Annotated in this window: 23 protein-coding genes; 16 read left to right on the top strand and 7 right to left on the bottom strand. The window is 73.6% G+C overall.

From position 1 onward, the window contains the following. Positions 1–38 precede the first annotated feature (38 nt). Both MicB006_RS29345 and MicB006_RS29340 read left to right on the top strand, forming a co-directional pair. Positions 39–218: a hypothetical protein gene (locus tag MicB006_RS29345; RefSeq protein WP_073829821.1), complete on the top strand. Its 180-nt coding sequence runs from the start codon at positions 39–41 to the stop codon at positions 216–218. A gap of 100 nt (positions 219–318) precedes the next feature. Then, entirely contained in the window at positions 319–1998 is a 1680-nt protein-coding gene (locus MicB006_RS29340; protein ID WP_116510471.1) for a long-chain-fatty-acid--CoA ligase, read from the top strand. Between the two features lie 10 nt (positions 1999–2008). Here MicB006_RS29340 and MicB006_RS29335 read toward each other — a convergent pair whose 3' ends face one another. Continuing rightward, positions 2009–2680 carry a hypothetical protein gene (locus MicB006_RS29335; protein WP_116510469.1) on the bottom strand — a complete coding sequence of 224 codons (672 nt, stop codon included), beginning with the start codon at positions 2678–2680 and terminating at the stop codon, positions 2009–2011. 135 nt (positions 2681–2815) lie between these two features. Here MicB006_RS29335 and MicB006_RS31905 point away from each other — a divergent pair, with 135 nt between their 5' ends. From MicB006_RS31905 to MicB006_RS29310, 5 genes are all read left to right on the top strand, one after another. Beyond that, entirely contained in the window at positions 2816–2977 is a 162-nt protein-coding gene (locus tag MicB006_RS31905; RefSeq protein WP_161565977.1) for a hypothetical protein, read from the top strand. A gap of 66 nt (positions 2978–3043) precedes the next feature. After that, positions 3044–4183: a DNA glycosylase AlkZ-like family protein gene (locus MicB006_RS29325; protein ID WP_192900156.1), complete on the top strand. Its 1140-nt coding sequence runs from the start codon at positions 3044–3046 to the stop codon at positions 4181–4183. A gap of 88 nt (positions 4184–4271) precedes the next feature. After that, positions 4272–4826: an AAA family ATPase gene (locus tag MicB006_RS29320; RefSeq protein WP_116511963.1), complete on the top strand. Its 555-nt coding sequence runs from the start codon at positions 4272–4274 to the stop codon at positions 4824–4826. Next, positions 4823–5593 (top strand): maleylpyruvate isomerase N-terminal domain-containing protein, encoded by a 771-nt coding sequence (locus MicB006_RS29315; protein WP_116510465.1) that lies wholly within the window; start codon positions 4823–4825, stop codon positions 5591–5593. Before MicB006_RS29320 ends, MicB006_RS29315 begins: the two co-directional genes overlap by 4 nt. 33 nt (positions 5594–5626) lie before the next feature. Beyond that, entirely contained in the window at positions 5627–6394 is a 768-nt protein-coding gene (locus MicB006_RS29310) for a trans-aconitate 2-methyltransferase (protein WP_116511961.1), read from the top strand. A 120-nt stretch (positions 6395–6514) separates the two neighbouring features. Here MicB006_RS29310 and MicB006_RS29305 read toward each other — a convergent pair whose 3' ends face one another. The 3 genes from MicB006_RS29305 to MicB006_RS29295 all read right to left on the bottom strand — a co-directional run bounded on the left by MicB006_RS29305 (position 6515) and on the right by MicB006_RS29295 (position 8840). Beyond that, the gene (locus MicB006_RS29305; protein ID WP_116510463.1) at positions 6515–7159 is read right to left on the bottom strand and encodes an alpha/beta fold hydrolase; all 645 of its coding nucleotides are present in this window, start codon (positions 7157–7159) and stop codon (positions 6515–6517) included. Positions 7160–7198: 39 nt separating this feature from the next. Next, the gene (locus MicB006_RS29300; protein WP_225980567.1) at positions 7199–8173 is read right to left on the bottom strand and encodes a DUF1152 domain-containing protein; all 975 of its coding nucleotides are present in this window, start codon (positions 8171–8173) and stop codon (positions 7199–7201) included. Between the two features lie 85 nt (positions 8174–8258). Next, on the bottom strand, positions 8259–8840 hold the full coding sequence (locus tag MicB006_RS29295; RefSeq protein WP_225980566.1) for a carboxymuconolactone decarboxylase family protein: 582 nt from the start codon (positions 8838–8840) through the stop codon (positions 8259–8261). Positions 8841–8902: 62 nt separating this feature from the next. Between MicB006_RS29295 and MicB006_RS29290 the strand changes: the two genes are divergently transcribed. After that, positions 8903–9559: an HAD family hydrolase gene (locus MicB006_RS29290; protein WP_116510459.1), complete on the top strand. Its 657-nt coding sequence runs from the start codon at positions 8903–8905 to the stop codon at positions 9557–9559. Here the strand turns inward: MicB006_RS29290 and MicB006_RS29285 are convergent. Further along, on the bottom strand, positions 9556–10221 hold the full coding sequence (locus MicB006_RS29285) for an NAD(P)-dependent oxidoreductase (protein ID WP_116510457.1): 666 nt from the start codon (positions 10219–10221) through the stop codon (positions 9556–9558). The two genes, MicB006_RS29290 and MicB006_RS29285, sit on opposite strands and share 4 nt — an antisense overlap. Positions 10222–10282: 61 nt before the next feature. On the opposite strand from MicB006_RS29285, the gene MicB006_RS29280 reads away from it, so the two are divergent. From MicB006_RS29280 to MicB006_RS29265, 3 genes are all read left to right on the top strand, one after another. After that, positions 10283–10672 (top strand): helix-turn-helix domain-containing protein, encoded by a 390-nt coding sequence (locus tag MicB006_RS29280; RefSeq protein WP_225980565.1) that lies wholly within the window; start codon positions 10283–10285, stop codon positions 10670–10672. A 10-nt stretch (positions 10673–10682) separates the two neighbouring features. Then, entirely contained in the window at positions 10683–11288 is a 606-nt protein-coding gene (locus MicB006_RS29275) for a YdeI family protein (RefSeq protein ID WP_116510455.1), read from the top strand. A gap of 285 nt (positions 11289–11573) precedes the next feature. Next, positions 11574–11798: a hypothetical protein gene (locus MicB006_RS29265; protein WP_116510453.1), complete on the top strand. Its 225-nt coding sequence runs from the start codon at positions 11574–11576 to the stop codon at positions 11796–11798. A 14-nt stretch (positions 11799–11812) separates the two neighbouring features. Here the strand turns inward: MicB006_RS29265 and MicB006_RS29260 are convergent, their stop codons facing one another. Further along, positions 11813–12277 carry a MarR family transcriptional regulator gene (locus tag MicB006_RS29260; protein WP_116510451.1) on the bottom strand — a complete coding sequence of 155 codons (465 nt, stop codon included), beginning with the start codon at positions 12275–12277 and terminating at the stop codon, positions 11813–11815. A gap of 112 nt (positions 12278–12389) precedes the next feature. Here MicB006_RS29260 and MicB006_RS29255 point away from each other — a divergent pair, with 112 nt between their 5' ends. The 5 genes from MicB006_RS29255 to MicB006_RS29235 are packed head-to-tail and all read left to right on the top strand — an operon-like array spanning position 12390 to position 15917. Further along, positions 12390–13166: a hypothetical protein gene (locus tag MicB006_RS29255; protein WP_225980564.1), complete on the top strand. Its 777-nt coding sequence runs from the start codon at positions 12390–12392 to the stop codon at positions 13164–13166. Between the two features lie 53 nt (positions 13167–13219). Next, positions 13220–13963, top strand: a complete 744-nt coding sequence (locus MicB006_RS29250) for a cyclopropane-fatty-acyl-phospholipid synthase family protein (protein ID WP_116510447.1) — start codon at positions 13220–13222, stop codon at positions 13961–13963. Positions 13964–14020: 57 nt separating this feature from the next. Continuing rightward, on the top strand, positions 14021–14518 hold the full coding sequence (locus tag MicB006_RS29245) for a YcxB family protein (protein ID WP_116510445.1): 498 nt from the start codon (positions 14021–14023) through the stop codon (positions 14516–14518). A gap of 41 nt (positions 14519–14559) precedes the next feature. After that, positions 14560–14880, top strand: a complete 321-nt coding sequence (locus MicB006_RS29240) for a PadR family transcriptional regulator (RefSeq protein ID WP_116511955.1) — start codon at positions 14560–14562, stop codon at positions 14878–14880. A 32-nt stretch (positions 14881–14912) separates the two neighbouring features. Then, positions 14913–15917, top strand: coding sequence for a hypothetical protein (locus tag MicB006_RS29235; protein ID WP_116510443.1), 1005 nt, complete (start codon positions 14913–14915; stop codon positions 15915–15917). A 12-nt stretch (positions 15918–15929) separates the two neighbouring features. Here the strand turns inward: MicB006_RS29235 and MicB006_RS29230 are convergent, their stop codons facing one another. Further along, positions 15930–17321, bottom strand: coding sequence for an alpha/beta hydrolase (locus MicB006_RS29230; RefSeq protein ID WP_370013516.1), 1392 nt, complete (start codon positions 17319–17321; stop codon positions 15930–15932).

The raw sequence follows: 17321 nt of genomic DNA, 5'->3' as shown, positions 1-17321 counted from the left end.
GAAAGCGGGCGGCCGACCGTAAGACGGGAGGCTGGGACATGCGCGCGTTGCTCTGGGTGGTCGGCGTGGTCGCCGGTGTGATCATCCTGCTCGGGCTGCTGCTGGAGGCGGTCCGCTGGCTCGTGATCATCGGCGTGATCGCGCTCGCCGCGGTGATCATCGTCGGCATCGTGAAGGGCCGGCGGGTGGTGCACCAGCATTCGACACGCCGACGCTGACCTGCGCAGGTGTGACCTACCCGGCAACCTACGTCAGCGTAGGTTACCGCCCGGTCACGTTAGGCTGGGGTCGTCATCCGCGCGACGAGGAGTAACGGCGATGGACGCGACCGCCCAGCGACCCTGGACCCGTAGCTACGCGCCGGGGGTACCGGCCGAGATCACCGAGCCGGACGGCTCGCTCGTCGACCTGCTCACCGAGGCGGCCGGACGGTTCGGCCCCCGGGTCGCGCTCGACTTCTACGGTGCCACCACCACGTTCACCGAGCTGGCCGAGCAGGTGGCCCGCGCCGCCGAGGCGTTGCGCGGCCTCGGCGTCGGCCCGGGCGACCGGGTGGCGCTGGTGCTGCCGAACTGCCCGCAGCACGTGGTCGCCTTCTACGCCGTGCTCCGCCTCGGCGCGGTCGTGGTCGAGCACAACCCGCTCTACACCGCCGACGAGCTGGACCGGCAGCTCACCGACCACGGCGCCACTGTCGCGATCGCGTGGGACAAGGTCGCGCCGCTGGTGGCGGGACGCGGCGCCGTGCGTACCGTGGTGGCGGTCGACCTGACCGCGGCGCTGCCGCGGCTCAAGCGGTGGGCGCTGCGGGCGCCGCTGCCGAAGGTCCGCGCCGCCCGCGCCGCGATGACCGCCCCCGCGCCCGGCGCCCTGGCCTGGTCGGACCTGGTCGCCGCTGCCGGGCCGCTGCCCGCCGGGCATCCCGCGCCGGAGGCCGGCGACGTCGCGCTGCTCCAGTACACCGGCGGCACCACCGGCGAGCCCAAGGGCGCGGTGCTGACCCACCGCAACCTGCGGGCCAATGCCGCGCAGGGCCGGGCCTGGGTGCCCGGCCTGCGTGACGGCGAGGAAATCGTGTACGCGGTGCTGCCGCTGTTCCACGCCTACGGGCTGACGCTCTGCCTGACCTTCGCCGTCAGCATCGGGGCCACGCTGGTGCTGTTCCCCCGCTTCGACGCCGACCAGGTGCTCGACGCGGTCCGCCGCCGCCCGCCGACGTTCCTGCCCGCGGTGCCGCCGGTCTACGCGAAGCTCGCCACCGTCGCCCGCGAACGCGGCGTCGACCTCACCTCCATCCGGTACGCGCTGTCCGGCGCGATGTCGCTGCCACCGGCCACCGTGGAGCTGTGGGAACAGGTGACCGGCGGCCTGCTGGTCGAGGGGTACGGGATGACCGAGACGTCCCCGATCACCGTCGGCAACCCGGTCGCGCCGACCCGCCGGCCCGGCACCGTCGGCGTGCCGTTCCCCTCCACCGACGTACGCATCGTCGACCCGGAGGACCCGTCCCGCGACCGCGCCCCGGGCGAGGCCGGTGAGCTGCTGGTCCGCGGCCCGCAGGTGTTCTCCGGCTACTGGCACCGGCCGGAGGAGACCGCGAAGGTGCTGCTGCCCGGCGGCTGGATGCGCACCGGCGACATCGTCACCATGGACGCCGACGGCTTCGTCACGGTGGTCGACCGGATCAAGGAGCTGATCATCACCGGCGGCTTCAACGTCTACCCGTCCGAGGTGGAGGAGGCGCTGCGCCGCGTCCCCGGCGTACGCGAGGCCGCCGCCGTGGGGATGCCCACCGACGACGGCGAGGAGGTCGTCGCCGCGGTGGTGGTCGACCCGGCGGTGGCCGGCGACCCGGAGGCGATCCGGACCTCGTGCCGCACCCGCCTGGCCGGTTACAAGGTGCCGCGCCGGGTCGTGATCGTCGACGAGCTGCCGTACTCCCAGATCGGCAAGATCCTGCGCCGCGAGGTCCGGGAACGGCTGCTCGCCGACCGCTGACCCGTCGTTCTCAGACGACCGGGTAACCCATGGCCTCGACATCGGCGCGGACCGCGGCGAGCGACGCCTCCGGGTTCACGGCCCGCACCAGCGCCTCCGTGAGCGGCCGGTGGGCGACCACCGCCGCGACCGCCTCCCGATCCAGCGCCACCTCGTGGTAGTCGCCGGCGAACTCCACGAACTCGTCCACGACGTCGTCGCAGAGAATCTCCAGCATCGGCGACCCGTCCGGCCCGGTGTGGTCGTACGGCCCACGCAACGGCGGGAAGTCGATTCCCTGACCGGCGTGCCAGCGGTCGTCGCCCGTCAGCCGCCACAGGACAGCAGTGGCGACGAACCGTCCCTCGTCGCCGAACGCGGGCTCGTCCACCAGCCCGCGGAACTCCGCCGGCAGGCCGTCGAGCAGGCCCGGCCACAGTTCGATGTCGTCGTCGGCGTACGGCGACATGGACGACTCATGGTCGAAGACCCGGATGAAGGCGCCTTCCGGGGTGAAGACGACAGCCCACTCGTCCCCGCCGCCGTTGCTCATCAACGCCGCCTCGTCCGCTCCCCAGGCCGGGTCGTAGGCATAGTACGGGTGGCCTTCGTCGAGAAGACGTTCCAGGACGGCCAGCGCCCGGCACCGCTGCCTGAGCAGATCGATGCCGGGCAGCTTCGCGGCGATGTCGTAGGCGGTCACCGCGCGACACTACTGCACGGGTATCCGCCGCGCCGGTCTCCAGTTTGCCGGCGCAGCGGCCGGGGTAGGCCACCGTCCATGGTGGATTCACGGGGCAAGTCGGTCGGTCGTTACGTCATGCGTCTCGTCGGGGGTGTGGCCGTCATCTTCGGCCTGCTCGGCATCTTCGGCACGCTCGCCGAGGGCAATCTGTTCGGAATCGTGTTCAGCCTCGTTCTCATCGGCGGCGGGGTGTTCCTGCTCAAGCGCTCCGGCGGCGACCGGCGGACGGATTCCGTGCCGCGCGCCGCTCGCTGACGGCACCCGCCGCGCCGGGCCGCGCGCTGGCCCGGAGATGTCGGTGCCGCCGCCTACGCTGTGTCGGTGGTCGACAGGCGTCAGGTCATGGCCTTCCGCGTACGCGCTCAGCAACTCGACCGGGCGCAGGGCCCGCTCGCCGACACCGCGGTACTCGACATCGGCGTGCAGGACACCGGCCCCGACGGCGGGCGCTGGGCGCTGGCCACGCGCGGGGTCGACGTGGGCCCGCTGACCGGCGACGACGTGGTCATGCTCTGGACCGTACGCGGCGCCCCGCACCTCTACCGACGCGCCGACGTGGGCGCGGTGGCCGCCGCGGTCGAGCCGTTCTCCGACGCCGACGCGGGCAAGCGCATCTACGACGCGGCGAAGCCGTTGAAGGCGGCCGGCATCGGCATCCTCGCCGCGCTGGACGAGGTGGCCACGCGCATGCGGGAGATCGTCCGCGAGCCGACGGTCAAGGGCGAGGTCTCCGGGCGGCTCGCCGAGCTGATGCCCGAGCCCTACCTGCGGCATTGCCGTCCCTGCGACGCGACCCACCTCTACGAGATGCCGTTCCGGCTGGCCGCCGTACGCGCCGGGCTGGAGCTGCGGCTCGACACGTCACCGCCGGTGCTGGAACGCATCCGCGGGTTCCGTCCGGCAGCCACGCCCGCCGACCGGTTCGATCTCATCCGCGGGTTCCGTCCGGCAGCCACGCCCGGCGACCGGTTCGATCTCATCCGCGCCTACCTGCGGCTGCTCGGCCCGGCCACCCCGAAGCACGTCGCCGACTACCTCGACGCCACGGTCAAGGAGGTCAAGGCCCGCTGGCCGCGCGACGCGGTCGAGGTGAGCGTCGACGGTGAGACGCGCTGGCTGCTCGCCGCCGACGAGGCGGCGCTGGCGTCGGCGGACGCCACGACGACCCGCCTGCTCGGCCCGTTCGACCTGTTCCTCCAGGCGAAGGACCGGGCGACGCTGGTGCCGGACGCGGCCCGCGCCAAGGAACTGTGGCCGGTGCTGGGCCGCCCCGGAGCGGTGCTCGCCGACGGTGAGCTGGCCGGCGCCTGGCGTCCCCGCAAGTCCGGCCGGACGTTCACCGTCGCTGTCCAGCCGTGGCGCAAGCTCACCGGCAGCACCCGCGACGCGGTGGTCGCGGAGGCCGAGCGCCTCGCCGCGTACCGGGGCGTGTCGCTGGCCGGTGTCGACTTCGCCGACTGACCGCCTACCGCGTCCGGCCGATCGCCGTCCAGGCCGAGGCCGGCACCTCCACCGGCCACCGGCCGCCGCCGGTGTCATGATCCTGCTCATGATTGTCTGGATCAACGGCGCGTTCGGTGTCGGCAAGACGACTACGGCGCGCCTGCTCACGGGCGCGCTACCGGATGCGAGGCTGTTCGACCCCGAGTTCCTCGGCTCGATGCTCACCGCGTTCGTCACCCCGCCGACCGGCGACTTCCAGGATCTGCCGCTGTGGCGTCACCTCGTCGTGCAGACCGTCACCGGCCTGGACCGGCACCACGGGGGCGTCTGGATCGTGCCGATGAGCCTGCTCGATCCGGCGTACCGCGCGGAGATCCTCGGCGGCGTCCGTGCCGCGGGCGTCGACGTCCGCGAGGTGGTTCTCACGCTCCCCGAGGACCGGTTGCGCGAGCGCATCGACGCCGACCAGGTCGAGGCCGGCGCACGCGGCTGGCGGCACGACCATGTCGAGCGGGCGCTCGCCACGCTCGCGTCGGTGACCGACGCCCGTCTGATCGACGCCTCCGCCCCGCCCGAGCAGGTCGCCGACGCCGTCGCCGCGCACGTGCGCGCCGAAACTCGCTGTCCGGCCTCCGGGCACGGTGGTAGACAGCCGGAGTGACCGAACCCCTGACGTTTTCCGATCGACTGCGGCTGATCGACGACCGGTCGGCCGCGTTCCGGGAAGCGGTCGCCGCCGCGCCGGACCTCGACGCGCCGGTGCCGACCTGTCCCGGGTGGACGCTGTTCGACCTGGCCCGGCACATCGGCCAGGGGCGCCGCTCGTGGGCGGCCACCGTCGCCGCCGGCCCCGAGGCGTCCGGGCGGGCCGCACCCGGCGGTCCGGGCGCGCCACGGGAGCGTACGGCGCTGCGCGACTGGCTCGCCGAGTCCACCGAGCAGCTGCTGGCCGCGCTGCGCGACGCCGGGCCCGATCGTGGCTGCTGGACGTGGTGGGACACGTCGCAGTCGCCGCAGAACTGCGGCGCCGTCGCCCGGCACCAGCTCCAGGAGATCGCGGTGCACACCTACGACGCCCAGCTCACAGTGGGCGCACCGCAGCCGTTGCCGGTCGAGGTGGCCCTCGACGGTGTGGAGGACTTCCTGTTCACCTGCTGCGCGACCACTGTGCCGTGGCCGTACGAGCCCGCCGTCCTCGACTACCACCTCACCGAGGGCGGATGGTGGCGCGTGCGGCTCTCCCCCGACGGCGTACAGGTCACCTGCCTGCCCGCCGGAGCCGATGCGGGCCCGGCCGACACCGCCGCCCGTTCCACCGCCGGTGACCTGGTCCTGGCCCTCTACGGCCGGATCCCGCTGGACGCGCTCGGCATTGAGGGGGACCGGCAGGTACTCGACCGGATCGCGGCGTGGGACCCGGACGCGTAGGGACGGCGGCCTGACCGTGGGAGGATGGCCGGCATGCCGGGTCGTGCGTTGAGCTTCGGAGCGGCCGCGCAGGCGTACGAGCGGTTCCGGCCCGGCTATCCCGAGGAGCTGGCCGATCTGGTTCTGGCGTACGCGGGCAGGCCCGTCCGGACCGCGCTGGAGATCGGCGCCGGGACCGGCAAGGCCACCCGGCTGTTCGCCCGGCGCGGCATCACCGTCACCGCCACCGACCCGGACCCGGCGATGCTCGCCGAACTGCGCCGGCACGTGCCCGCCGACGTGCGGGTCCGGCAGGCCGCGTTCGAGGAGTTGCCCGCCGACGAGCGCCACGACCTGGTGTACGCGGCGGCGGCGCTGCACTGGACGGCCCCGCACCGACGATGGGAGCGGGTGGCCGGGCTGCTGACGCCCGGTGGCGTCTTCGCCTCGTTCGGCGGGCCGCTGCGGCTGGCGGACCCGGCCCTGCGCGACGCGGTCGCCGCGGCCCGCGCCGAGTACCTCGCCGACGACGAGATCCCGTCGCCGGACGGGACGCCGCCGTCGGCTGGCATGCAGTGGCCCGGCACCGAGCTGCGCGCGTCCGAGTGGTTCACCGACGTGCGCCAGTCGGAGATCGAGCGGCGGATCACGATGAGCGCGGGCGACTACGTCGGTCTCCTGTCGACCGTCTCGGCCTATCTCGAACTGCCGCCGCACGTACGCGAGCAGGTGTTCCGTCGCGTACGGGACGTCCTGCCCGACGCGGTCGAGGTCACCGCCGACGTCACCGTCCACCTGGCCCGGCGGACGTCACAACCCTGATCACTTGCCCAGGAGGGCCGCCGGGCCCGCCCGGCCGGCGAGGTCGGGCCCGGCCCGGCGGTCCCGGGATCGGGCGGCGGAACGTCGGTGGCCGAGCGGAGGGACGCGACGAGCGCGGGGTCAGGGCGCCAGGTAGGCGGTCAGCCGGTCGGCGAGCGGACCCGGACGACTGAGCGCCACTGCGTGGCCACCGTCGATCTCGTCCGGCACCATGCCGAGCCGGTCGGCGGCCACCCGGCGTTGGAAGTCGGCGGGGAAGAACCGGTCGTCGCGGCCGATCAGCACCCTCGTCGGCACGGCCGGCCAGGCGGCGAGTGGCCACGGCTCGTCCCACTCCGCGCTGACCTGTTCCCGGCCGTGCGCCGGCGCCTCGGCGACGATCTCGGCCGGCACGCCGTTGTAGAACTGCTGCTCCTCGCTGAGCCCGTCCGGCTCGCGGTAGCCGGTGTTGCCCCACCAGTCCCCCGGCTTCTCACCGGGCCGCGGGATCATCGGGGTGAGCAGGACCAGCAGGCGCACCGGCAGCCGGTCGGCGACCAGCGGCGCGGTGAACGCGCCGTACGAGTGCCCGACCACCACGAGGTCGTCGCGGTCGCCGGCAGCGTCGATCACCGCCTGGCGGAAGTCGGCGAACCCCGCCGACCGGTCCCCGATCGGCAGCTCCGGCGCCACCGCGTCGTGACCCCGCGCGGCCAGCTCGGGAACCAGCAGATGCCAGTCCCACGCGCTGCCCCCGCCACCGTGGATGAGCACGAACGTCGTCATGCCCGGACCCTCCCACACCGGTACGACATGCCGTGGCCGTCAGTGCGGATACGCCCGGGGGACCCGGGTGGCCCGCAGCTCGTCGCGGAACGCCTCGATGCGGGTGATGACCTGACGCCGCCCCATCGTGTTCTCGATCCGGTCGAGGTAGAGGCAGCGGGCGGCGAGCCGGGCCAGGTCCACGGAGAAGTAGATCGCCATGAGGGGGTTGACGAACAGGTCGCCGTGGCCGGTGCGCCGGCTGAACCGTACGTCTCCGCACGCGCCACCGGTGGCAGCGGCGATCTGCCCCTGGACGATGCTCTGCCGGTGCGGGGTGGCGGCCTGGGCCTGCGCGACCGCCTCGCGGTAGAGCACCGCCTCACGGCTGGAGCCCGGAATGGACAGCGCGCCGAGGTAGCCGCCCTCCCGGTCGAGCGCGGCCAGGTTCTCCAGCACCTCGACGTGGTTGACGCCGTCGTGCGCGTCGATGCCGAAACCGAGGCTGCTCACCAACCGGACCGGCACGTCCAGCCCGGCCACGGCGGCCAGGCTGGTGATGTCCTCCACCGGGGTGCCCAGGCCGCTCTCGTCGCCGCGTAACAGGATGTCGGTGCCGCCGTCGACGAGCACTATCGCGTCGACGTCGAGCCGGTCGACCAGGTGCCGGTACGCCTCGCGCAGCGGCTGCACGCCCAGCGGCGGGAAGGCGTACACGGTCGACGGAAGGTCCCGGCCCGCGAGCCAGCGGGCCAGGATCCCCTCCGGGAAGTACCAGTCCGGGCTGAGGGTGTCCGGCCGGATCGCCGCGACGTGCTCGTCCACCCACACCTGCCGGTCGAGCAGTTCCAGCTCCGAGAAGGAGAGGCTGGCCAGGTGTACCCGCTTGCCGGCCTGCCACAGCGCGAGCGCCAGCGGCAGGCCGGCGTAGACGTCGAAGCCGCCACCGGCGCCGGCGATCAGGACGTCGCGTGCCGGAGCCAGGGCGGCGAACAACGGCGGAACGGCCAACGTGTACGCGGCGGTGTCGGTCACCAGATGATGATCTCCGCTCGCGTGGCGGGCCGCTGCCCCCGTGGCCGCCCGGTCGAGGCGCGGCCCGGGGGCGGGACCCGCTCGCTCAGACCGGGCGGCCGAACGTGACCGCCTCCCGGACCAGCTTCGGGGCCTTCTCCGCCAGTTGCGCATCCGGCCGGGCGCCGAGCGCGTCGTTCACTGTGGAGAAGGCCAGCCGGAACGCGATCAGCGTGGTGGCCTCGAAGATCTCGCGGTCGTTCAGGCCGACGTCGCGCAGGCGTTGCGTGTCGGCCTCGGTGGTGGCGTTCGGGTCCGCCACGACCCGGCGGGACCAGTCGGCCAGCGCCGTCTCCCGCTCGGACAGGTCCGCCTCGGCGCCGCGCAGCACCCCGGCGGCGGTTGCCTCGTCGCTCATCCCGGCCAGCCGCGCGCCCCAGGCCAGCGCGCAGTACGAGTCACCCCGGGCCGCGGCCGTGGCGGCGACCAGCACCGCCACCTCCCGCGCGGACAACGTGGACTCCGACAGCAACTCGGTGCGCGTGTTCTGGAACGACATCAGCACGTCGGGTCGCCAGCACCAGACGCGGGTGAGGTTGTTGACGTAGCCGTCGGCGGCGAGGTCGTCCTCGTACGCGGCTTTCGCCGCCGGGCTCTGCGGTGGTTCGGGAAGGAAGGCGGAATTCATGCGGGCAGTCTGCGCCACCCGGTCGCCCCCCACAGACGGATCAACGACAGTACGATCCGCTGATGATCCAGGCGGTCTTCTTCGACGTGGGCGGAACGATCCTCGACGAGACCCGCGAGTTCGCGACCTGGGCGGACTGGCTGGGCGTACCCCGGCACACGTTCTCCGCGGTCTTCGGCGCGGTGATCGCCCGGGGCCTGGACTACCAGGAGGTGTTCCGGGCGTTCCGGCCGGACTTCGACCTCACCGCCGAACTCGCCCGCCGGGTCGCGGCCGGTGACCCGGAGTCGTTCGGCGAGCAGGACCTCTACCCGGACGCGCGGGCCTGCCTGACCGCCCTGAAGGACCAGGGTCTGCGCGTCGGTCTGGCCGGCAACCAGCCGGAGCACGCCGAGGCGACGCTGCGGGCCCTGGACCTGTCGGTGGACGTGATCGGCACGTCGGCGGCCTGGGGCGTGACGAAACCGGCGCCGGAGTTCTTCGCCCGGGTCGTCCAGGAGAGCGGCGGCGACGCGTCCACCATCCTGTACGTCGGTGACCGGCCGGACAACGACGCCGCACCGGCGATGGCCGCCGGCATGTCGGCGTGCCTGATCCGGCGCGGCCCGTGGGGGCACATCCTCGACATGCCGGACGTGGCCGACCGGTGCCTGTTCCGCATCGGCTCCCTGGACGAGTTGCCGGGCCTGGTGCGGCGGCACAACGCGGCGGGCGGCTAGCCCGGGGCGTCGGCGAAGACCGAGACCCGGGTGCGGTGGTGGCGCGGCGACTCGATCTCGTCGACCACCGCGACCGCCAGATCGGCGTACGACAGGTGCGCCGACGCCGGGGCGCGCTCTCCGCCGAGGCGGTACCGGCCGGTGCGGGGACCGTCCACGTTCAGCGCTGCGGGCGGGGTGAGCACGAGCCAGTCGACTGTGGTGTCCGTCGCGCGGAGCCGGTCCAGGCCGGCGGCATGGCTGAGCGCGAACGGCCGCAGCTCGGCGGGCAGGACGGCCGGGTCGTCGTGGAGGGGCCGGCCGCGCGCGTCGGTGAGCGTGGCGAACAGCCCGATCGCCACGAGCCGGGGCACGCCTGCGCGGGTCAGTCCGTGCAGCAGCGCGTCGGCTGCCCGGACGAAGAACTCCGGATCGAGGCCGGCGGCGGCGAGCGCCTCCGGCCCGGAGGCCGGGCTGACCGCGTGCACGACGACATCGTGCCCGTGCCCGATGGAGGTGACGGCCTCCGGGTCGGTGACGTCACCGCGTACCGCGGAGGTGAGGTCGCGATGGCGGGCCGGATCGCGGACGACGGCGGTGACTCGGTGGCCGCGACGGTGGGCCTCGGCGGTGATCGCGCGGCCGGCCCGGCCGCCCGCGCCGAAGACGGCGATGCTGGTCATGGCGCGACGCTAGAGCGCCGGGTGCCGGTTACCGCAACGGTACCGGCGTTACGCTCGGGCGGTGACGCCGCTCGATCCGGACATGTTCCATCCCGCGTGTCCGTCGCGGATGATGCCGCTGCGGATCGGCGACAAGTGGACCGCGATGGTGGTGCTGTGCCTGGAGCACGGACCGCGCCGGTTCACCGAGCTGCGCGCGCCGCTGCGCACGATCACGCCGAAGGTGCTGGCCGAGACGTTGCGGGCGATGGAACGCGACGGGCTGGTCACGCGGACCGCCTACGACGAGAACCCGCCGCGCGTGGAGTACGCGCTGACGCCGCTGGGCCGCAGCCTGCTGACGCTGGTCGCGGCCGCCCGGTCGTGGAGCGAGGAGCACCTGGACGAGTTGCTGGCGGCCCGGAAGTCGCACGAGCGGCGGGCCGGCGCCGATGTCGTACCCCCGGCATAGTCTGCCGGTCATGGGAACCGCCGAGCTGGACGAGCTGATCGTGGCCGACGCGGACGCGCTGCGCGCGTGGCTGTCCGCCCACCACGACGCGTCGCCCGGCGTCTGGCTCGCCCTCACGAAGAAGGGCGGCACGCTCACCACGCTGACCTGGCAGCAGGCGGTCGACGAGGCGTTGTGCTTCGGCTGGATCGACGGGCAGGCCCGCAAGCGCGACCACGAGAGCTCCTGGGTCCGGCTCACCCCGCGACGGGCACGCAGTGCCTGGTCTCAACGCAACGTCGCCAACGTGGCCCGGCTGGAGGAGCAGGGGCGGATGACACCGGCGGGCCGGGCCGCGGTGGAGGCCGCGAAGGCGGACGGCCGGTGGGCGGCGGCCTATGCGCCACCGTCGGAGGCCGAGGTGCCGGCCGACCTGCTCGCAGCCGTCGCCGCCGAGCCCGCCGCCCAGGCCATGTTCGACGTCCTCACCAGCGCCAACAGGTTCGCGCTCATCCACCGGCTCAACGCGGTCAAACGCGCGGAGACCCGCACGCGCAAGATCGGCGAGTTCGTCGCCATGCTGGCCCGCCACGAGACGTTCTATCCGCAGAAGGCGAAGCCGCCGGCCACGCCGTGACCCGGCTCATGAGTGGTCCCGGACGAACGCGCGCATGAGCGCGGCGCACTCGGCCACGTGCGTCTCCAGCAGCAGATGGCCGCCGTCGAGGATGTGTGCGTCTCGCGGCGGAACACCTCCAGCCCGTCGACGTCGGCGTGCCGGTGGCGGATCTTCTGACTGGCGCGCATCACCTCATCCTGGCGGGCCGGCCGCGCCCGTACGGTCGATTCCGGCAGCCGCCACGACCGGCGGGGGTGAGCTGGGCGTACGCTCGAACGAGCCGACGGCAGGAGGTCGCCCGCGATGATCCCGGTGCTGATCCTGTTCGGGGCTCTCCTCGGGCGCTGGTGGCGGTCGTCGCTCGTCGCCGCCGCGCTGGGCTGGCCGGTCCTGCTGGTCGCGACCGACGTGATGGACGTCGGCGTCGGGCTGCTCGGCGCGGCCGTGCTCGCCGTCGCCAACACCGGTGCCGGCGTGCTGCTCCACCAGGGAGCCCGCTTGGCGGTCCGGCGGCTTCGGGCGTCCTGAGGCGGGCCCGTGCGCTACACGGTGCCGCCGGTGTTCCGGATCATCCGCCGGAGCACTTTGAGGGTGGTGAGGTAGTCGGCGTCGTCGACGCCGTCGTGGATGCGGGCCCGGATCCCCGGCGCGTGCTGCTTGAGGCGGAGCCGGGCGTCCTCCCCCGCCTCGGTGATCCGCAGCCTGCCGTCCGCGTCGCGGGTCAGCCAGCCGCGCTCCAGCAACACCTCCGCCTCGGCCTCCAGATCGTCCTCGGCGCGCAGGTACGAGCGCATCGCCTGCCGCAGCTCGGGAACGGTCAGCCCGCCACCGCCGGGCAGAAGGTCGTTCGTGGACAGGTTCCGCAGGAGCCAGAACTGTGGCTGGGTGAAGCCGTGCACGGCCTGCTGGGCCCGGGTGAAGGCGATCAGCGACTCGTACGCGACGCCCGTCCAGTAGGCGGCCGGCTGGCCCGCGAGTTCGGCGTCGGACAGGTGCGGCGTCGTCATGGTGACCTACCTCCGGCAGTGATCGGGTGAGCACGACGCTAGGACCTCAACCACGCTTCAGATCAAGCCGTGCGGGGCATCGCGTACCTGCCGACGACGGCATGATGGGCCGATGCGGGTAACGATGGCCACCGACGCGGGACATCCCGGGCGCAGCAACGAGGACTTCGCCGGCGCCGTACCGTGCGGCATGGTCCTGGTCGACGGCGCCGGCGGCATCTCCGGTGTGGAGAAGGTCTGCCGCCACGGCGTCGCCTGGTACGCGACCCGGCTCGGTGGTGCCCTCCTCGGCGCGCTGGACCAGGAGCGCAGCCTGCGCGACGTGCTGGCCGAGGGCATCGAGTGGGTCACCGACGCGCACCGCGACACGTGCGACGTCACCCATCCGATCAGCCCGTTCGCGGCTGTGGCGATGCTCCGGTTCTCCGGCGGGACCGTCGAGCACCTGGTCCTCGGCGACGCGGTGGCTGTCGTCGGCCGGGCGGCGGGTGAGCCCGTCGTCGCCCACGATCCGCGCGAGGTGGTGATCGCCCGGTCCTTCGAGGAGCGGCTGAAGGACGTGCCCGAGGACGGCGACGAGTACCGGCGGCTGTTCATGCAGCTGCGGGCCCGGCGGAACAGCCCGGGTGGGTTCTGGGTCGCCAAGGACGACCCGCGGGTGGTGGACGAGGCGGTCACCGGCAGCAGCCCGGCGGACGACGTGACAGTGGCGGCGCTGCTCAGCAACGGCGCGAGCCGTCTCGTGGACACGTTCGGGCTCTCCGACTGGGCAGGGCTGCTGCGCCTGCTGGAGACCGACGGCCCCGCCGAGGTCATCCGCCGGGTCCGCGAGGCCGAGGCACGCGACGGCGTCGGCGCCGACGACGCCACGATCGTCTGGCGGCACTGACCGCCGCGGCCACCCGTGTGCGCGGGCCCGCCGTCCTCGTGTTGACTGCGGCGATGGACCGTCAACGCCTGAGCAGCATCGCGCACTCGCACCACCCGATCGCGGCCCCGATCTCCGGCCTCAGCCTCAACCGGCTGCTGCGCCGGGCGGGCCGGCGGCCGGAGGCCCGGATCCTCGATCTCGGCTGCGGCGAGGCCGCCTGGGCGTTGCAGGCCCTCGCGCACTACCCGGACGGGCACGCCGACGGCGTGGACCTCAGCCCGTACGCGCTCGAACGCGCAGCGGACGCCGCCGCCGAACGCGGCCTCGCCGAACGGCTCACCCTGCACGAGCGCGACGCCCGCGCGTACGTGCCGGACGGCGACTACGACCTGGTGCTGTGCGTCGGGTCGACGCACGCGCTCGGCGGCTTCGGCGAGACGCTGAGGCTGGCCGGCCGGCATGTGAAGGCAGACGGCATCCTGATGGTCGGCGAGGGGTTCTGGCAGGTGCCGCCGACACCGGGGGCGCTGGCGGCGCTGGGCGCGAAACCGGACGACCACGCCGACCTCGCCGGCCTGGTCGACGCCGCCGAGCAGGCGGGCTGGACCCCGGTGTACGCGCACGTCAGCGACACCGCCGAGTGGGACGACTACGAGTGGTCGTGGACCGGCTCGCTCACCGAGTGGGCGCTGGACAACCCCGGTCACCCGGACGCCGCCGGGGCGCTGACGGCCGCCCGCGAGCACCGTGACCAGTGGCTGCGCGGGTACCGGAACATGCTGGGCTTCGTGACGTTCGTGCTGCGCCGGCTCTGACCCGCCGCCGGCGCGGGTCCGGCTCGGGACAGGCGGCCGGGGCACTATCGTTCGGGCGTGCAGATCCGTTTCGCCGTACCGGCCGACCCCGCCTATCCGGCCCGCGTGGCCGCCGCGCTCGCCGCCGCCCGGCTGCGCCGGTTCGGCTACATCGGCGCGGTCCTCGCCGCGATCGGGGTGATCGGCTGGGTCGCCTCGCAGGCGTCGGACCGAGGTGGCCGGTTCGCTTCGCTGTGGACCGCGTTCATCGTGGCCGGCGTGCTGTCGATGCTCTACGCGCCGTGGGTGCGGTGGCGGGCCCGGCGCCGCTCCGGCGGCTACGCCGTCGAGGGCGGCTACGACATCGACGACCGCAACATCATGATGCGCAGCGGTTCGGAGTCCGGCGGCATCGCCTGGGACGGCGTCGAGCGGGTCACCGAGACCCCGGACTTCTGGATCGTGTACGTGGGACGCATGCCGGCCACGGTGATTCCCCGTTGGCTGATGTCCGCCGAGGACGCCGGGACGCTGCGCGCCTTCATGACCGAACGCGGACTGCTCGGCGGCCATTGACGATGTATTGATCGGCTGTATATGTTGCCTCGGTGAGTGAGATGCGCGAGGCGACCTTCCTGATCCTGACCGCGCTGGCCGACGAGCCGCGCCACGGCTATGGGATCATCCAGGAGGTCGCCGGCCTGTCCGGCGGTCGCGTCAACCTGCTGCCGGGCACCCTCTACGCCGCACTGGACCGGCTCGTCGCACAGGGCCTCGTCGAACTCAGTCACGAAGAGGTGGTCGACGGCAGGCTGCGCCGCTACTACCGGCTGCGCGGCGACGGCCAGGCCGAGCTGGCACGCCAGACCGAGCGGCTGCGGCAGCTCGCGTCCGCCGCCGAGACCCGGCTGCGCGCCCTGCGGCCCCGCCCCGCCTGACCCCCACCGTCGCGGCCCCGTAGGGAGAACCCATGCACCGCTGGCTGCTGCTTGCCTACCCCCGTGACTACCGCCGCGCGCGCGGGGCCGAGATCCTGGAGACGGTACGGGACGTCGGCCCGGCACACCGCCGTACCCGGGTGGCGGCGAATCTCGTACGCCATGGCCTGCGTGCCCGGCTGGGACGGCCGGCGAGCCGTTCCGTGGTGGCCTGGGCGTCGGTCTTCGCGGTGGTCTGCGGCTTGTTCGCCGCGTCGTTCGGCACCTGGCTCGCCTGGCTCGGCTCCCGTCCGCTCGACCACCGGGACCTCGCCGCCGTGGTCGGCCAGCTCTACCCGGACCGGCAGGTCAGCCACATCGACCAGGACGACCCGTCCGCCGTGTTCCTCATCTACGGCCACCCGCTGAACCAGGATCTCCTGTCCGAGCTGCTGCTCGGCGACGGCGGCGAGTACGCGCTGGCCGAGCTGACCGCGTCGTTCGACCAGCTGCCGGCCGCCGCCCTCGTCGAGCTGCGGCAGCGCCTGGACACCGCCGGGTGGGAGCAGAGCGAGCCCGTCCACTCCGACACCACCGTGTACGCCGAACGCGGCGACCACATCCTCGCTGTGCAACTCGACGCCGAGGGCTCGATGAGCCTCACCCTCAGCCGTGCCACCCCCGGCGCCGCCTACCCCGCCGGACTGCTCGCCTTCGCACTGGGCGCTGTCGGCGGCTGGGTGCTGTTCGGCTGGGCCAGCCGGCGCACCGAGGGACGACGCCCGCTGGTGCAGGGGCCGACGAAGCTCCTGTACGGCGTCGCGATGGTGTTCTGGGCCGCGCCGATCCTGCTGAGCGCGCCACTGATGCTCACGCACCACCTGGACGAGCCGCATCCCCGCTGGCACGTGCCGTGGGAGTGGCTCGGCCAGCCCACCATGTCGCTGCCGTTCCTGCTCGGCGCGGTCCTGCTGCTGCTCGTGCTGGGCCTGGCGGCGCTGCCGCACCGGCGCCCGGCCGACCCTACGCTCGCCGGGGCGCCGAGCCCGGCCGGCTAGCAACGCGCCGGGTCAGCCCGCCGGGCATCGCGCGCCGGGGGCGGGCAACGTCAGGTCGACGAGGTACCTGTCCACCACCGCTTCCGTGCAGTCGTTGCGCTGGTAGGTGCCGTGGCCCCAGCCCTCGTAGGTGACCAGACGTCCGTGCCGGCCGAGTTGCCGGGCGACGTTCACCGCCCAGGCGTAGCCGGTGCGGGGATCGTGCCGGGCGTTGAGCAGCAGCAGCGGCGTGCGGGTGTGCACATTCAGCGCGTGTGGCGGGTTGCGGACCGGGGACGGCCAGCCCAGGCAGGTCTGCACGGCCAGCAGACCGGCGCCGTACCGGACGTCCGGGGCGACGGCTGCGGCGTCCCGGACCAGGCCGGCGTATTCGGCGTAGTCGCGCACCTGCGCCGGCCAGTCCGCGCAGAACGCCGCGACCGAGATCGGAAGGTTCACCTCCGGTGGCGGCGTGCCGGCGTCCATGTCCCGCACGATCACCGCGAGTTGCGGCCAGCGAGGGCCGGCGAGCAGGCCGAGTGCCACGGCGGTGACGTCGAAGGCGGTACGAGGGGTGTACTCGCCACGGTCCGCGCGGGCCAGCACCCGCGCCCACACCGACCGCACGTCCCGTTCGTGGAGCGCACAGTCCGCCGACCTGTCGCACCAGGAGACGAACTCGTCGAACGAGTCCTGCAACGTGGCGGCCTGCGTCCGCACGAAGGACCGCACGTCGAGGCTGTGGTCGAACACGCCCTCCAGCACGACCGCCCGCACGCGGCCGGGATACCGCTCGGCGTACTGCTGGCCCAGCAATGTGCCGTACGAGCTGCCGTGGAAGGACAGCCGCCGCTCCCCCAGCGCCCGCCGCAACGCGTCGACGTCACGAACTGTGCTGAGCGTGTCGGCGTGGTCGAACACCGGGCTGGTCGGGCGGCACCTGCCCCACAGTGCCTGGTTGTACGCCACCGCGGCGTCGAAGTCGGCCTGACCGGTCAGCGGGACGGGCGGCTTGCGGAGCGCCGGATCCGGCGCGCAGACGGGCGCGGCGGTGCGGGCCACGGAGCGCGGGTCGAAGCTGACGAGGTCGAACCGGTCCAGCAACTCGCCGCTGAACCGGTCGCCCTTACGGATGCGTTCCACCCCCGAGTCGCCGGGGCCTCCCGGCCCGAAGACCAGCGTGCCCACCCGCCGCTCCGGCGCTCCCGCGAGCCGGCGTGCCACGGCGAGTTCGAACGTCGGGCCGTTCGGCCGGTTCCAGTCCACCGGCACGCGGAGCCGGGCGCATCGCACGCGCTCGTCCGGCGGGACGTTCGGCAGATCGTCGGCGCACTCGCCCCAGACGAGCCGCTGCGGCGGACCATCGGCGCGCGCCGCGCCGGGCAGTCCCGCCAGGACGGTGAGCGCGGCCAGAGCGACGGCCAT

The sequence above is a fragment of the Micromonospora sp. B006 genome (assembly GCF_003408515.1).
In the GTDB taxonomy this organism is placed as follows: domain Bacteria; phylum Actinomycetota; class Actinomycetes; order Mycobacteriales; family Micromonosporaceae; genus Micromonospora; species Micromonospora echinospora_A.
This window is presented reverse-complemented; position numbering and strand designations above follow the sequence as displayed.

Bases quoted from the DNA above. Each gene is read 5' to 3' on its own strand.
- MicB006_RS29345 (WP_073829821.1), top strand. From the start codon at position 39: ATGCGCGCGTTGCTCTGGGTGGTCGGCGTGGTCGCCGGTGTGATCATC.
- MicB006_RS29340 (WP_116510471.1), top strand. From the start codon at position 319: ATGGACGCGACCGCCCAGCGACCCTGGACCCGTAGCTACGCGCCGGGG.
- MicB006_RS29320 (WP_116511963.1), top strand. From the start codon at position 4,272: ATGATTGTCTGGATCAACGGCGCGTTCGGTGTCGGCAAGACGACTACG.
- MicB006_RS29310 (WP_116511961.1), top strand. From the start codon at position 5,627: ATGCCGGGTCGTGCGTTGAGCTTCGGAGCGGCCGCGCAGGCGTACGAG.
- MicB006_RS29305 (WP_116510463.1), bottom strand. From the start codon at position 7,159: ATGACGACGTTCGTGCTCATCCACGGTGGCGGGGGCAGCGCGTGGGAC.
- MicB006_RS29295 (WP_225980566.1), bottom strand. From the start codon at position 8,840: ATGAATTCCGCCTTCCTTCCCGAACCACCGCAGAGCCCGGCGGCGAAA.
- MicB006_RS29290 (WP_116510459.1), top strand. From the start codon at position 8,903: ATGATCCAGGCGGTCTTCTTCGACGTGGGCGGAACGATCCTCGACGAG.
- MicB006_RS29285 (WP_116510457.1), bottom strand. From the start codon at position 10,221: ATGACCAGCATCGCCGTCTTCGGCGCGGGCGGCCGGGCCGGCCGCGCG.
- MicB006_RS29275 (WP_116510455.1), top strand. From the start codon at position 10,683: ATGGGAACCGCCGAGCTGGACGAGCTGATCGTGGCCGACGCGGACGCG.
- MicB006_RS29265 (WP_116510453.1), top strand. From the start codon at position 11,574: ATGATCCCGGTGCTGATCCTGTTCGGGGCTCTCCTCGGGCGCTGGTGG.
- MicB006_RS29260 (WP_116510451.1), bottom strand. From the start codon at position 12,277: ATGACGACGCCGCACCTGTCCGACGCCGAACTCGCGGGCCAGCCGGCC.
- MicB006_RS29255 (WP_225980564.1), top strand. From the start codon at position 12,390: ATGCGGGTAACGATGGCCACCGACGCGGGACATCCCGGGCGCAGCAAC.
- MicB006_RS29250 (WP_116510447.1), top strand. From the start codon at position 13,220: ATGGACCGTCAACGCCTGAGCAGCATCGCGCACTCGCACCACCCGATC.
- MicB006_RS29240 (WP_116511955.1), top strand. From the start codon at position 14,560: ATGCGCGAGGCGACCTTCCTGATCCTGACCGCGCTGGCCGACGAGCCG.
- MicB006_RS29235 (WP_116510443.1), top strand. From the start codon at position 14,913: ATGCACCGCTGGCTGCTGCTTGCCTACCCCCGTGACTACCGCCGCGCG.
- MicB006_RS29230 (WP_370013516.1), bottom strand. From the start codon at position 17,321: ATGGCCGTCGCTCTGGCCGCGCTCACCGTCCTGGCGGGACTGCCCGGC.